Source organism: Phormidium yuhuli AB48 (assembly GCF_023983615.1).
GTDB classification, from domain to species: domain Bacteria; phylum Cyanobacteriota; class Cyanobacteriia; order Cyanobacteriales; family Geitlerinemataceae; genus Sodalinema; species Sodalinema yuhuli.
Map to the genome: position 1 here is coordinate 1317420 of NZ_CP098611.1, position 13430 is coordinate 1330849.

Annotated in this window: 11 protein-coding genes; 4 read left to right on the forward strand and 7 right to left on the reverse strand. The window is 51.7% G+C overall.

Going from position 1 to position 13430, the window contains the following annotated elements:
* Positions 1-94 precede the first annotated feature (94 nt).
* Positions 95-1720 carry a peptide ligase PGM1-related protein gene (locus NEA10_RS05700; protein WP_252664289.1) on the forward strand — a complete coding sequence of 542 codons (1626 nt, stop codon included), beginning with the start codon at positions 95-97 and terminating at the stop codon, positions 1718-1720.
* 160 nt (positions 1721-1880) lie between these two features.
* On the opposite strand, the gene aspS is transcribed toward NEA10_RS05700, so the two are convergent.
* Complete coding sequence (aspS, locus tag NEA10_RS05705) at positions 1881-3674, reverse strand: aspartate--tRNA ligase (RefSeq protein WP_252664290.1); 1794 nt, start codon at positions 3672-3674, stop codon at positions 1881-1883.
* Between the two features lie 476 nt (positions 3675-4150).
* Between aspS and NEA10_RS05710 the strand changes: the two genes are divergently transcribed.
* Positions 4151-5032, forward strand: a complete 882-nt coding sequence (locus NEA10_RS05710) for a DUF5715 family protein (protein WP_252664291.1) — start codon at positions 4151-4153, stop codon at positions 5030-5032.
* A 30-nt stretch (positions 5033-5062) separates the two neighbouring features.
* Positions 5063-6604: an asparagine synthetase B family protein gene (locus tag NEA10_RS05715; protein ID WP_252664292.1), complete on the forward strand. Its 1542-nt coding sequence runs from the start codon at positions 5063-5065 to the stop codon at positions 6602-6604.
* Between the two features lie 146 nt (positions 6605-6750).
* On the opposite strand, the gene rsmA is transcribed toward NEA10_RS05715, so the two are convergent.
* Positions 6751-7563 (reverse strand): 16S rRNA (adenine(1518)-N(6)/adenine(1519)-N(6))-dimethyltransferase RsmA, encoded by an 813-nt coding sequence (rsmA, locus tag NEA10_RS05720; protein WP_252664293.1) that lies wholly within the window; start codon positions 7561-7563, stop codon positions 6751-6753.
* Positions 7564-7715: 152 nt separating this feature from the next.
* Between rsmA and NEA10_RS05725 the strand changes: the two genes are divergently transcribed.
* Positions 7716-8579 (forward strand): alpha/beta fold hydrolase, encoded by an 864-nt coding sequence (locus tag NEA10_RS05725; protein WP_252664294.1) that lies wholly within the window; start codon positions 7716-7718, stop codon positions 8577-8579.
* A gap of 125 nt (positions 8580-8704) precedes the next feature.
* Here NEA10_RS05725 and NEA10_RS05730 read toward each other — a convergent pair whose 3' ends face one another.
* From NEA10_RS05730 to NEA10_RS05750, 5 genes are all read right to left on the reverse strand, one after another.
* A complete protein-coding gene (locus tag NEA10_RS05730) occupies positions 8705-9640 on the reverse strand; it encodes a glycosyltransferase family 2 protein (RefSeq protein WP_252664295.1) in 936 nt (311 codons plus the stop codon).
* Positions 9641-9704: 64 nt separating this feature from the next.
* Positions 9705-10664 (reverse strand): glycosyltransferase family 2 protein, encoded by a 960-nt coding sequence (locus NEA10_RS05735; RefSeq protein ID WP_252664296.1) that lies wholly within the window; start codon positions 10662-10664, stop codon positions 9705-9707.
* Between the two features lie 473 nt (positions 10665-11137).
* Positions 11138-11833 (reverse strand): 3-oxoacyl-ACP reductase FabG, encoded by a 696-nt coding sequence (gene fabG, locus NEA10_RS05740; protein ID WP_252664297.1) that lies wholly within the window; start codon positions 11831-11833, stop codon positions 11138-11140.
* A 40-nt stretch (positions 11834-11873) separates the two neighbouring features.
* The gene (locus NEA10_RS05745; RefSeq protein WP_252664298.1) at positions 11874-12509 is read right to left on the reverse strand and encodes an SIMPL domain-containing protein; all 636 of its coding nucleotides are present in this window, start codon (positions 12507-12509) and stop codon (positions 11874-11876) included.
* A 143-nt stretch (positions 12510-12652) separates the two neighbouring features.
* Positions 12653-13375 carry an ACT domain-containing protein gene (locus NEA10_RS05750; RefSeq protein WP_159791070.1) on the reverse strand — a complete coding sequence of 241 codons (723 nt, stop codon included), beginning with the start codon at positions 13373-13375 and terminating at the stop codon, positions 12653-12655.
* Positions 13376-13430 lie beyond the last annotated feature (55 nt).

The window sequence follows — 13430 nt, forward strand, 5'->3', positions numbered from 1 at the left end:
CCCCCTTGCCAACTCCGGAATTTGCCGGAATTTGCCTTAAAATGACAAGGTGCGACTCACCCCACCCTTATGAAGAATTACTACAAAACCCCTTATGTTTAGTGCATCCATCCCCGAGTCCGAACTCCGGGAGCGATTTAAGTCCCTTCAGAAAGAACTGCGCGATCGCTGGCAAACCATTGACCAGTTCGACCAAGATGATAATGATATCCTCGTCATCCCCTCCATTACCCTGGATCAACGGGAACTGAGAAAAATCGCCGGAGTTCACCATTACGAGGAACGCAACCTCTATTCCCTGATTCGCCTACGCAACCCCCGCACTCGCCTCGTTTACGTCACCTCCCAACCCCTCCACCCCAGTACCATTGACTACTATCTGCAACTCCTACCGGGGATTCCCTTCTCCCACGCCCGCGATCGCCTCCTCTTATTCTCCACCTACGACTCCTCCCCCCAACCCCTCACCCGGAAAATCCTCGATCGCCCCCGCTTAATCGAACGCATCTGGCGGGCCCTACGACCCCAACAGTCTTATATGGTCTGTTTTAACGCCACCCCCTTGGAACGGGAGTTATCGGTACGCCTCGGGATTCCTCTGTTAGCCCTCGATCCCGACCTCCTCTATTGGGGAACCAAAGCCGGTTCACGCCAGATTTTTAGCGATTGCGGGATTCCCCATCCCCCCGGAAGTGAGTTAGTCCATTCTGTGGACGACTTGACAGCGGCGGCCTCCCAGTTGTGCGATCGCCAACCCCAGGCCCAGCGATTCGTCGTCAAACTCAATGAAGGCTTTTCCGGAGAAGGAAACGCCCTTTTGGATGTGACAGGACTCCCGGACATTCCCCCCCAACAACGGCTGGGCCCATTGCGCGATCGCTTCTCCCAAATGCGCTTCCAAGCCGACGGCGAACAATGGCCCAGTTTCGCCAGCCGCATCCCGGAACTCGGGGCGATCGTGGAACTCTATATTGAAGGCGAGGAAAAGCGATCGCCCAGTGTCCAATGTCGCATCACCCCCGAGGGACGTGTCGAAGTCCTCTCAACCCACGACCAACTCCTGGGAGGCCCCGATAGCCAAGTCTATCTCGGTTGCGTCTTCCCCGCCGATACGGATTATCGCGTTCGTCTGCAAGAGTTAGGCTTACGAGTGGGGGCGGCTTTAGCTGAGAAAGGCTGTTTAGAACGCTTTGGGGTTGATTTTATCGCCGTTCACCAAGACGGAGATTGGCAGTTACACGCCATTGAAATTAACCTGAGAAAAGGGGGAACAACTCACCCATTTATGGAGTTAAAACTATTAACTAAAGGGCGGTATGACCTTGACAGTGGCTTATTTTATAGTCAACAAGGACGGGCAAAGTTCTATCGCGCCAGTGATAATTTACAAAATTCAGGGTATCACGGTTTATTGCCCAATGACTTGATGGAAATTATCGCCTATCACCAACTTCATTTTGATAGCAGCACGGAAACCGGGACGATTTTTCATCTCATGGGCTGTTTATCTCAATTTGGCAAGTTGGGGTTAACCAGTATTGGTAATTCCCGTCAGGAAGCCGATGAGATTTATCAGAACGTGGTCAATATTTTGGATGCAGAAGGTCGTCGTTATAGCAAGGGAAATCGGGAGGTGGAAATGCCCCCCAGTCATCCCATCGCCTGGCGAGGACGCATGGAGGCGGAGAACTCCAAATTCAGGGAAGATAGGGAAAATTAGGGGTTATGCCTCTTGCAGAACCGGTGCGTTCCGGCAAGTTTTAACCGAGTGGTCAAAGCCCAAAATTCGGTGATGCCGGAACGCACCCTACCCCCTTTTGCCTCTTGCCATCCCCTCCTGGGAGGGGCAGGGGTGGGTTATGCCTTTTGCCTCTTCCTCCCTATTCTTTTGTTTTCGGTTTAAAGGTGGACGAAACATAGAGTTCTTTTAACTGTTTCTTGTCCACATTGGCGGGGGCGTCGGTGAGGAGACAGCGGGCTTGTTGGGTTTTGGGGAAGGCGATGACATCCCGGATTGAGTCTTCTTGGGCTAATAACATGACTAAACGGTCTAAGCCGTAGGCAATTCCCCCATGGGGTGGGGTTCCGTAGTCGAAGGCGTTGAGGAGAAAGCCGAATTTCTCGTTGGCTTCTTCGTCGGATAAGCCAATGGCCTCGAAGACTTGTTCTTGAATCTCCCGTTGGTAAATCCGTAGGCTACCGCCGCCGATTTCGTTGCCGTTTAAAACGAGGTCGTAGGCTAAGGCCCTGGCGGTTTTGAGGTCGGCTAAGTCTTCGGGATTGGGGGCGGTAAAGGGGTGGTGGAGGGCTTCGAGGCGTTTCTCGTCGGCGTTCCACTCGAACATGGGGAAGTCGGTAATCCAGAGGAGGTTGAGTTGACTCTCGTCGATGAGATCCATCTGGCGGGCGATGACTTGACGCAGGCGATCGAGGGTTTTGTTGACGGTTTCACTGTCTCCGGCCCCGAATAGCAACAGATGTCCGGGTTCGGCTTGGGTTCGGCTGAGGAGTTCGGCTTTTTGGTCGTCGCTGAGGTTGTCTTTGATGGCCCCGATGGTGTCAATCTCGCCGTTGTCTTTGACGCGAATGTACGCAAGTCCTTTGGCCCCGGCTTCGCTGGCTTCTTTGAAGAGGTCGCCGCCGGGTTTGATGCGAACGTTGGAGATGGCGGCGTTTCCGTTGGGGATGGGGAGGACTTTCACGATTCCTCCGGCTTTGATGGCCCCGGAGAAGACTTTGAAACCGGAGTCTTTCATTAAGTCGGAGACGTCGACGAGTTCTAGGCCATAGCGGGTGTCGGGGCGATCGCAGCCGTAGCGTTCCATGGACTCGTGATAGGTGAGTCGGGGGAAGGGCCGGGGAAGATCGATTCCTTTGACGGTTTTGAAGATATGGGCGACGAGGGCCTCGTTGAGGTCGATGATTTCGTCGAAGGACATGAAACTCATTTCCATGTCCAGTTGGGTAAATTCGGGTTGGCGATCGGCCCGTAAGTCTTCGTCGCGGAAACAACGGGCGATTTGATAGTAGCGATCCATCCCCGACACCATTAATAACTGTTTGAACAGTTGCGGGGATTGGGGAAGGGCGAACCATTCGCCGGGGTTGACACGACTGGGAACGAGGTAATCCCGTGCGCCTTCGGGGGTGGAACGGGTGAGGACGGGGGTTTCGACTTCGACGAAGTTTTGCTGATCTTCGAGGAAGCGACGGATGGCTTTGATGGTGTCATGGCGCAGTTTCAGGTTTTGGGCCATGCGATCGCGCCGTAAGTCCAGGTAGCGATATTTTAGCCGCAATTCTTCCCGCACAGCTTCGACTTCCGAGGTTCCCACTTGGAAGGGGAGTTGTTTGTGAACTTCGTTGAGAACTTCAATGCGATCGGCGTAGACTTCGATTTCGCCGGTGGGGAGTTTCGGATTCAGGGAGTCGTCGGGCCGTTGATAGACGGTTCCACTGACGCGCACGACATATTCGTTACGGAGTGCGTCCGCGTCTTGGAAGGCTTCTGGGGTTCGTTCGGGATCGCCGACAATTTGCACGACTCCGCTGCGATCGCGCAAATCCACGAAAATCACGCCACCGTGATCCCGACGACGATCCACCCAGCCGCAGAGGGTGACGGGTTTACCGATATCTTCTTTTCGGACAGTGCCGCAATAGTGGGTTCGCATGGTGGCAGGGGTAAGGAGTAACGTGCTACTTCAAATCTGGAAAACTTCCCCATTATGCCGTATCGCTGGGGAGAAGGCAAAAGGCAAGAGGGGGAAGAAGGGAACAGGCAACAGGCAACAGGCAACAGGCAACAGGCAACAGAAAAGACGTAGGGGCGTACCGCAAGTGGCGCGCCCTAGGCAAGAGGCAATGGGACAATTCTGTTTACTGGTCTTTTTCCGATGGCATGACTTTGGATTTTGTCAAGTCTTTTTATGTTTATTTTTGTTGCAAAATTATTTTGTCGCAGCCCAGATGTTTAACCTTGCGTCCTGGACAAGGCTTCAGCCCTCATTTGCGCCTAGTTCTGGGGCGCTTGATTTTATTGTAGCATACTTTTTTGAATTTTGACTCAACTTTTCTCGAAATTTTTTGCTTTCTGGAGCAATTGCGGTGATAAAATGAGCAAACCCTCAGAATCAGCAGCTTAATAACGGTGAAGATTTTGCCCGTAGAGGATTGTTGCGGTGAATGGACTTCCCAGACTTGTGCAGCCTATCGTCAGGCCGTTAGCCTTTGGTGCGATCGCCATTCAGGGGAACGTTCACAGGAAACTCTCTTGAGGAGTGCGTTGAATTTTCTGCAAGTTCAGGGCCAGCGATGGCCAATTCCCCTCAACCCTGAACAGCTAAGCCGGGATGTTGAGGAACTCGGCCGGCGGTTTCCGGCCAACTCTCAAGATCCACAACGGCTAAAAACCTTACTCGAAATTCTCCTGCGACAGCAAATTGAACAAAGTTGGTACCGAGGCTTTCCTCGCTATCGCCATGAGGAAGAAGTAGCCGGCGATCCTCAACTGACTTGCTTACAAGAAATCTCAATTCCCCTGAAATTTCAGTTTACGGTGTTGCGGGAGAGGGGAAGTCAGCGTTGGCTAAGTCGGGTACGACGACAACTGCGGGTTTGGCGTAATCATCCAGCGGGGGGAACGGTGGGGATGAAAGTCACCCGCTGTCGGCCGGAAATGGTGAGATTGCTAAATGAGATTTGCGATCGCAGCAGTTCCCGCTACGGAAATCGGGTTTCCCTGCAAGTCAACAGTCTCATCCGTACCCTGGATCATCAACAACATCTGGCCAGTTTAGGCTACTGGGCCCCCCTGAACACGACTCATGGGACGGGATATGCGGCGGATTTGGAACGAGACTGGTATCTCAAGAATCGGCCTCGACTGTTCGACGTCATTAATAAGGTATTAGACGACTACCAACAGCAAGGGATTTTGAATGTCATCCAGGAGATCCGAGTTTGGCATATTTGTCTCAATCCGGCTTGGCGTGGAAACTATGGTGGTGACTGGGGTTTCAACGAGGCTTGAGAGAGTCAATCGCGGTTAAGGAATAACAAGATGTGTGGAATTGCTGTCATTTTTGGTGAGTCGGCGGCTTCTCGGGAAGGGGAGTTAAGCCAAATGTTGGAGAGATTAACCTCTCGGGGGGAGGTGACGGAACGATTTCAGCATCCCCAGGTGGTGACGGGAACCCGACGCTTGAAAATTGTCGATCGCCAAGGGTCGAAACAACCCATCTTTAATGCCAAGGGTGATAAGTTGGTGGTGTTCAATGGGGAAATCTTTAATTTCCGGGAGTTGCGATCGCAGCTAGAATCCAAATACGCCTTCACCACAGAGGGAGACACGGAAACCCTCTTATCTGCGTTTGAGGAATATGGGGAGGACTGTGTCCATCAATTTGAGGGACAATTCGCCTTCCTTATTATAGACTTAGCGCAACAGCGTCTGTTTGCGGCACGAGATCCTCTGGGAATCATTCCCCTCTATTGGCTGAAATTTAAGGATTGTCTCTACTTCGCCTCTACCATCAAAGCCTTAACATTTCTCGAACAGCCGATTCAATGTCTCTCTCCGGGGTGTTTTCAGTGGAATGATGAACCTGAGGTTTCCTATTTCCAACCCCAACCCCAACCCCAGCCGTCTTCCCTCAACTCCCATTTAGAAATCCTCAAAAGCACAATTGTCTCGGCGATTCATCGCCGCTGTCAAACGGATCTCCCCTTGGGAGTGATTTATAGTGGTGGCCTGGATAGTTCCATTGTGCTGAGTCAAGCGATTCAAGTCCATCCTCAGGTGACGGCCGTTACGATTGGCTGTGAGGGAAGTGAGGATTTCCAGATCTCTCAGAGATTTTGTCAAGACAAGGGGATTCCTCAGGTGGTGGTATCTCTGAAACCGCAACAATTTACTCGTCAGTCGGTTCGCGAGGCGATCGCCACTTCGGAATTGACGGAATATGGGGATATCATCAATGCGGCGATTACCCTCAAGTTGTTTGAGAGAATCCGCGATTGTGGAATCAAGGTGGTATTGGGAGGGGATGGGAGTGATGAACTCTTTGGTGGCTATCAAATGTATCAACTCGAACTCTCACCCCAGGAACAACAGCGTCTGTTCGCCTATAAATTAATGAATCTCCACCGAACGGAGTTACAACGGCTCGATCGCTGTAGTATGGCCTTTACTGTGGAGGCCAGAGTTCCCTTTCTGGCTAAACCCGTCGTTGATTTAGCCTTAGCCACACCGGCGAGTTGGAAGTTTCGCGATGGAATGGAAAAATGGTGTTTGCGGGAAGCGTTTAGGGATGAACTCCCCGACTATATCCTGCAACGTCACAAAAATCCCTTATCTCATTCCAGTGGCCTACATGAAGGGGTACGTCGCTATAAGTTTTGCTTTCAACGGGAGTATCAGCGAGAGAAGTTTCAACTCCATCAGCCGCTACGTCAGGATTTTTCGGCAATTTTGCGCCAATCGGCGGATAATGTGGATGTGGCGATCGCCGCGACGGCGAGTTTTCCTGATTATGGCCGTCGAGAATTGATGCTGGAATGGCTGAAGGCTTCCCTGAGATTGTCACTTCCTCAACGCCGCTAGATTTTCTGAGTCCAGGGATTGACGTGGGGCGAAAGGGGAGTTAGAATAGAGTCAGAGAGGGGTTGTCACGGACGCAATCTCAAACATCTAAGCTGCGCAATTTTATTTTAGAGTGAGAAAAGTGGGAAAAAAGGCAAAAAGGGGCATCAAGGAGTCAGGGAATTAGCCAAAGCCACCCAGTCTTCTACAGCTAGGCGTTCAGCGCGACTTTCCGGGGGAAGATTTCGTTGTTCTAAGATAGCGTGTAAGGTATCAGCCTCAACCTGTCCTTTGAGGTTGTTGCGTAGCATTTTGCGGCGACTGGAAAATCCTAACTTAATCAACGTTGCCATTTTCTTAGGATTTTCAGCGGGAACTGGAATTGAACGAGGGGTGAGACGAACGACAACAGAATCCACTTTTGGGGGTGGGTAGAAGGCTTTGGGGGGAACATGACAAATCGATTCACAATCGGCTAAGTATTGAACTCGTACCGATAAGGCCCCGAAGGTTTTAGAACCGGGTTTGGCACAGAGGCGATCGCCCACTTCTTTCTGTAAAAGTAAGACAATCGACTCATAGGGATTAGGATTGGGGGCATCCACATCGCCAAGGAGTTTTTCTAAGATGGGTGCGGTGATATTGTAGGGAATGTTGGCGACGACTTTATTTTGCTGCTTAAAGATATCGGGAGACTGAGTTAAAACTTCGGCTAGATTTAAGGATAAGAAATCTCCTTGCAGCAATAAAAAATTATCTATATCTGCAAATTTCTTGACCAGTTTTTTACATAAATCTCGGTCAAGTTCGACAGCGACTAAGGATTCAACTAAAGGAAATAACTGGCGGGTTAAAACCCCTTGGCCAGGACCAATTTCGAGGACGCGATCGCCCGGGGAGAGTTGTGCAGCGGCGACAATTTTATCAAGGACGGCATCACTGCGAAGCCAATGTTGGGCGAATCGTTTACGAGGAGGCATGGTTTGGAAGAGGCAAGAGGCAAGAGGCAAGAGGCAAGAGGGGAACCACAGAGTCACAGAGGACACGGAGGCAGAGGAGGCAGAGGAGGCAGAGGAGGGAGAGGGGATATGATAGGTTGAAATGTGTTAAATGTCGAGGTTAGTGGCTGGAGATGGCGTACTTAGAGGTGCGGGGTGTTGACCATTATTATGAATGGATTGCCGGGGAGTCTGGGGGAGATGAGAAGCCGGTGATGGTGTTTCTGCATGGCTGGGGGGGATCGGGACGCTATTGGCGGAGTACGGCCCGGGCCTTGAGCGATCGCTTTGATTGTTTACTGTACGACATGAGGGGCTTTGGGCGATCGCGCCTGCCGGATAAACGCCAACTGGAGGCGGCCCTAGATTATGAACTGGAAACCTATGCCGATGATTTGGCGGCGTTGCTAGATGCCTTGCTGGGCGATCGCCAATCCTCCCAAGTCTACCTCAATGCCCACTCCATGGGAGCCTCCATCGCCACTCTCTTTATCAACCGTTACCCTGAACGTGTCACGCGGGCCATTCTCACCTGTAGCGGTATCTTCGACTACGACGAACGCAGTTTTACCACCTTCCACAAGATTAGTCGTTGGGTGGTCCAGTTTCGCCCCCAGTGGCTGGCCTCGGTTCCCTGGGTTGATCGTCTGTTTATGGCTCGCTTTCTAAATCGGGCCATACCTAGTGAAGAAAGTCAAGCCTTTTTAGCCGATTTCTTAATGGCGGATTTCGAGGCGGCCTTAGGTACAGTATTAACGTCCGTTAGCAAGCAAGCCGCCGAAACCATGCCGAGTGAATTCGCCCAAATCAAGGTTCCTACCCTGCTAGTCGCGGGAGAACGAGATATTATCATCCCCGCCGCCATGGGCCGCAAAGCGGTCGAACAGAACCAAAAGGGGATGGTTCAGTATCTCGAAATTCCCGAGACAGCCCATTTTCCCATGCTAGAAGATGCCCCAACCTATCTTCAGGGGATTAATTCGTTTCTGGGGGTTTAGGGGAAGAGAAGGGAACAGGGAACAGGGAACAGGGGATAGAAAAACCTAGGGGTCACGGTTTTCTTTCCTGCCTCCTCCTCTAACTCTCCGTGTCCTCTGTGACTCTGTGGTTCCCCCACTGTCTGCTACCCCACCGACTGGGGTGTTTTTTCCGACGTTGACTCTTTGGTATTTTGATTGAGTTGTCCACCAAACTTTTGGAGTTCGTAGAGTTTCACGCCAATTTGATATTCATATTGACTCAACAAACGACCATAAATATAGCCGGCACGACCATCTAAAAAGCCCAATTGCAAAACATAAAAGAGAACAAAACGCAATAGGGGTTTGAAGGGGAGGCGCACCCAGATTTTCTTGAGAAAACGCTTCCGTTGCACGGAATCTCCGAATAAATTAGCACCAATGGTTCCATCTTCGGCTTGACCCGACAGGAGGTTATAATAAACTCGGGCTTCCCAGTTGGAATACCGATTGTGGCGAGCGAGCCAGTGATAGATATCTCGGAAGTCGATATGCAGCATATCTTCTTTGAGATAGCCGGCTTGGGTGGGTAAAACAACGTGTTCGTGAACTTCATTGTCCCCCGTATTGGGAACCGCCTCGGTACTGAGGTTTTCATAACGACCGAGTTTGTGCTTGAAGAGGCGTAAATTCCAATCGGGATATTTGCCCCCGTGACGAATCCACTTACCTAGGAAAAAGACGCGCCGGTTGAGGTAATAGCCATCCTTTTCATTTTGCTCAATGACTTGGGCAATTTCATCCCAAAGTTCGGGGGTGATGCGTTCATCACAATCAACAATTAACACCCAGTCATGGCTGAAGGGTAAATTATCTAAAGACCAGTTTTTCTTTTTGGGCCAACGCCCATTAAAGTGGAATTGAACCACCTTGGCGCCGTACTGTTCGGAAATCTCACAGGAGCGATCGCTACTTTGGGAATCCACCACGAAGACTTCAGCGGCCCGGGAAACACTTTCAAGACAAGCCGGGAGATTAGATTCCTCATTTTTGGCAGGAATGAGGACGGACACGGGAATCTTATGATCAGTCGAAGACATACAAGCTAACCTACGCAATTTAGTAGAAATGGGGATGCAGTCGAAATGAGGGGAACGGCTTGAGTTAAGAGGTGGTGTTGGGGCGATCGCCGGGGAGGTCTTTGGGCGGGAAGAGCATTCCCTCAACGGCAGACCCAAGATAGCCGATCTGACCGTAAGCATACACCAAATTCTCAAAGCGTTGTGCTGGGTCTCGCACAAACTTGAGAGATTTATAGAGTCCTCGGGCGATTCGTTCCCCCCCTCGTAACAACTGTTTAGACCCAGCCTTCCCCGCTAGTTGTTCCCGGTAACACTCACTCACCCCTTGCCACCAGCCTCGTTGTAAGAACCAGCTACGGTTGACCCGTTCTGGGGCAACATTATGACCCACTAAGGCATCGGGAAGATAGGCGACTTGCCAGCCAAGATGTAAGGCCTTTTCCGTCATATAGAGTTCTTCATTGGAGAGTAGTTTTTTACCCACTCGTCCCAAATTGGGGTCAAAGCCGCCAATTTGATTGAGGAAATCATGACGGATACAGTAATTCAACCCTCGGGGGGTCAGTCCGGGGTTTTCAATCAAGCAAACCTCCTCCCCTAAATCATAACGCCCCAGACAGCCGGCCATATCATCGGAGAGCCAGGGCGGTTGAGACATTCCCTCAGCCCAGATTAAGGTAACTTTGCCTCCGGCGATCGCCAATGTATCATTGTCCTCAAAGGCGCGACAGAGACAACTCAGCCAGGTGGGAGTTGCCACAGCATCGTCATCGAGATAGGCAAGCAGGGGCGCTTCGCTGGCGTTGGCCCCGGTGTTGCGGGCAACAGATAACCCCAGGGTAGGTTCCCAAACATAACGGAGACGGGGATGGGGCGATCGCGCTTCAACAACGGCTTTTGTCGTATCTGTGGAACCATTGTCAACCACGATCACCTCATAATCCGGGCAGTCTGATTGGTCTAAGAGACTGTCAATGGCAGCCCCGAGATAGGTATCTCGGTTGTGAGTACAGATAATGGCAGAGATGTTTAAATCGGACATGAAATCCTCAAACGCCAGCAACTCCGGGGACGGCGACTTTTAAGACCGCTCTCGTCTGTTATAGCAGAAAGATAAGCAGTGGGCAGTAGGGGAAGAAGGCAATAGGCAGTAGGCAGTAGGCAGTAGAGGGAAGAAGGCAGTGGGGGATAGGTAAAAAAAATCCTCCCGCATCACCAGGAGGAGCCAAAAGGAACTGTCGCATCACAGAGGAAATTTTACCGAGCACCTTATGCGGAGTTGGGGTATCGCACCCAGGCAACTTGTAAGGAACTTGAGGAACTGAGGTTCCGCACATCACTGAACTCGATGACCTCAGTATGACAGCGATCGCCCAAGCCCGGCAGTGATAAGCGTCCGGGGTATCCGTGATACTGCCGTGCTTTGACGGTGATGGATTCCCCAACTTTCCGGTGACACCATTACAGAGGTGGCGGTGATATGGCTCACAATCAGCACCTACGAACTTACCGTACCTAGATATCTCCGTACACCGGAATTGCTGCCCCACGTATATCCTGTGCGGCTTCGGAGGCCAGGAAACAAATCACGTCTGCCAAGGAACTGGGTTTAACCCAAGTGCCAGCCTCCTCCTCCCCCATGGCCTGGCGATTGCTGGGGGTGTCAATCACACTGGGAAGGACGCAGTTAGCCGTAATCCCGGTATGGCGAGTTTCGGCGGCAATCGATTGGGTGAGGGCCACGACAGCGGCTTTCGCGGCACAATACGCCGCCAACTGGGGCCCCGGTTCAACAGCCCCCCGGGAACCAACGGTCACAATTCGTCCGTACCCCTGTTGTCGCATCTTAGCCAGACTATACTTACAGGCCAAAAAGGTGGTGTTGAGGTTGAGGTCTAGGTCTTGACGCCAATCCTCATAGTCATACTCATGGGTTGCCCCCATAGAAAACCCGCCCACCAGATGAATCAAGACATCAACTCGCCCCATATCCTCAATCAGTTGGCGAACCGCAGCTTCATCGAGTAAATCCAGGAGGACAAACTGAATTTTCGAGAAGTCTTCTGCGGACAGATGCTGTTTGAGGCGATCAACGTCGGCGGTATTGCGGTAAGGGATTGTGAGACTTGCCCCCTGGGCCACCAGTTTCGGCGTAACGCCCAGTCCCAATCCTCCAGTTCCTCCTGTGAGTAAGACGGTTTTACCCTTCACAATGCCATCTCCCTTGTTGGTTTCTCCTAGTCTAAGGAGATTAGTAGCGAACTTCCAGGCTGACCGAAGCAGTAATTTCCTGTTCCCCCCCTTCAATGGGTGTGGACGCATCCATCGCCATGGCTTCCATCCGTTGATAGGGAACCGGTGGAGCCGTATGACTGGTGTGATTGACATTGATGCCGACAATATCTCGGCGTTGGAGATTGAGGGTTGCCAGGACAACATCGGCTTGGGAGCGAGCATCAAGGGTGGCTTCTTGTAGAGCGCGATCGCGGGCCTGGGTGATGGCCTCATCGCTTCCGATAAAGTTAATCCCCATAATGCGAGTCGCACCACGGGAGACAGCGGTATCCAGCAGTTCTCCGGCGCTATCCGTGGGAATTTGGAAGCTGACGGTATTGCTGGCGCGATAGCCGGTAATCACCTGTTGGTTATCGCGACGGCTATAGACGGGGTTGAGCCGAACGCCAGTGGTTTGGAGTTTTTCCACATCATTGCGCGATCGCAATAGTTCAACGACCGCCGAGGATTGACGAGCGGCCTGTTGTTGCGCCGCCTCAGCCGTCTGCGCCTCCACTTCTACCCCCAAATTGACCTGAGCAATGGTAGCCGGGATCAAGACGGAACCTTGGCCTTGAACCGTCAGAGTTCGTTGGGATTGTTCTTGAGCCATAACAGGGGGTTGGGCGAGGAGGGTCATTCCTCCCGAGGCGAGTATTACCATTGCCGGGAGAGCAAGCAGTCTGTGGGAAAAGCGCGTCATACTCATCTGTACTCCAGAAATTCATATCCTTCAATTCTGCCGCAAGGGAGAGCTTATCCGCCTCCTAACAGTCGTTGGCGCACACTTTCGGCAATTTGGTTGCCTAAGTAGTCTGGGATCGCGCATTCATTGGGCCCTAGGAGATAGAGAATTAGGCGAGTGCGTCCTCGCCAGACTAGGAGGTTAGCATTCACCACCAGTAAGTCCTCCTGCCAGATGGCATACATGACCTTATAAAATAACCCCGGTTGATTATCTGCTTCGATTAACAGGGCCGGCAGGTGGAAGACGGGGTCCACATAAAACTCCGTTTCGACATCTTCCAAACCTGCATCGAGGTTAAACTCCACCGCTAACATTTCTTCCACCTCAAAATGTCCCGCGAGGGCTTCTCGAACCGCCCGGGCCACATTGTCTGCCGTTTTTTCCGTCAAAGCCTGGCCCCCACGAGAGACAATCAGCTTGACGAACACCAACATCGGGGGAGCGATTTGGCCATAGAGACTGAGACTGTGAATCGTTAAGCCATAGGCGGCGAGGACCCCAAAAATGTCACTGAGCAAAAATGACTGATTACGATAGGCGAAGTGCAGGGCACTTTTAGAGCCTTCCTGACGCAGTTCGATAACCGCTTGTCGGGTTTTGTAGAGGTGATACGCCAATTTGAGGTTTTGCAGTTGAATCTCGCTGCTGACAAACTGCTCGTAAAACTGGGGGAAAGCCCGATTGAAGCGTTTAAGGAGGTCGAGAGTGGATGATTTTAAGCCCGCAGCCATGGTCACCGTTAACTGAACTTGTAAAATCTATCCCATGAGACAGGACGCTTGTAGA

Coding starts and splice junctions, on each gene's coding strand:
- NEA10_RS05725 (WP_252664294.1), top strand. CDS start 7,716: ATGGCGTACTTAGAGGTGCGGGGTGTTGACCATTATTATGAATGGATT.
- NEA10_RS05715 (WP_252664292.1), top strand. CDS start 5,063: ATGTGTGGAATTGCTGTCATTTTTGGTGAGTCGGCGGCTTCTCGGGAA.
- aspS (WP_252664290.1), bottom strand. CDS start 3,674: ATGCGAACCCACTATTGCGGCACTGTCCGAAAAGAAGATATCGGTAAA.
- NEA10_RS05735 (WP_252664296.1), bottom strand. CDS start 10,664: ATGTCCGATTTAAACATCTCTGCCATTATCTGTACTCACAACCGAGAT.
- NEA10_RS05750 (WP_159791070.1), bottom strand. CDS start 13,375: ATGGCTGCGGGCTTAAAATCATCCACTCTCGACCTCCTTAAACGCTTC.
- NEA10_RS05730 (WP_252664295.1), bottom strand. CDS start 9,640: ATGTCTTCGACTGATCATAAGATTCCCGTGTCCGTCCTCATTCCTGCC.
- NEA10_RS05700 (WP_252664289.1), top strand. CDS start 95: ATGTTTAGTGCATCCATCCCCGAGTCCGAACTCCGGGAGCGATTTAAG.
- NEA10_RS05745 (WP_252664298.1), bottom strand. CDS start 12,509: ATGGCTCAAGAACAATCCCAACGAACTCTGACGGTTCAAGGCCAAGGT.
- rsmA (WP_252664293.1), bottom strand. CDS start 7,563: ATGCCTCCTCGTAAACGATTCGCCCAACATTGGCTTCGCAGTGATGCC.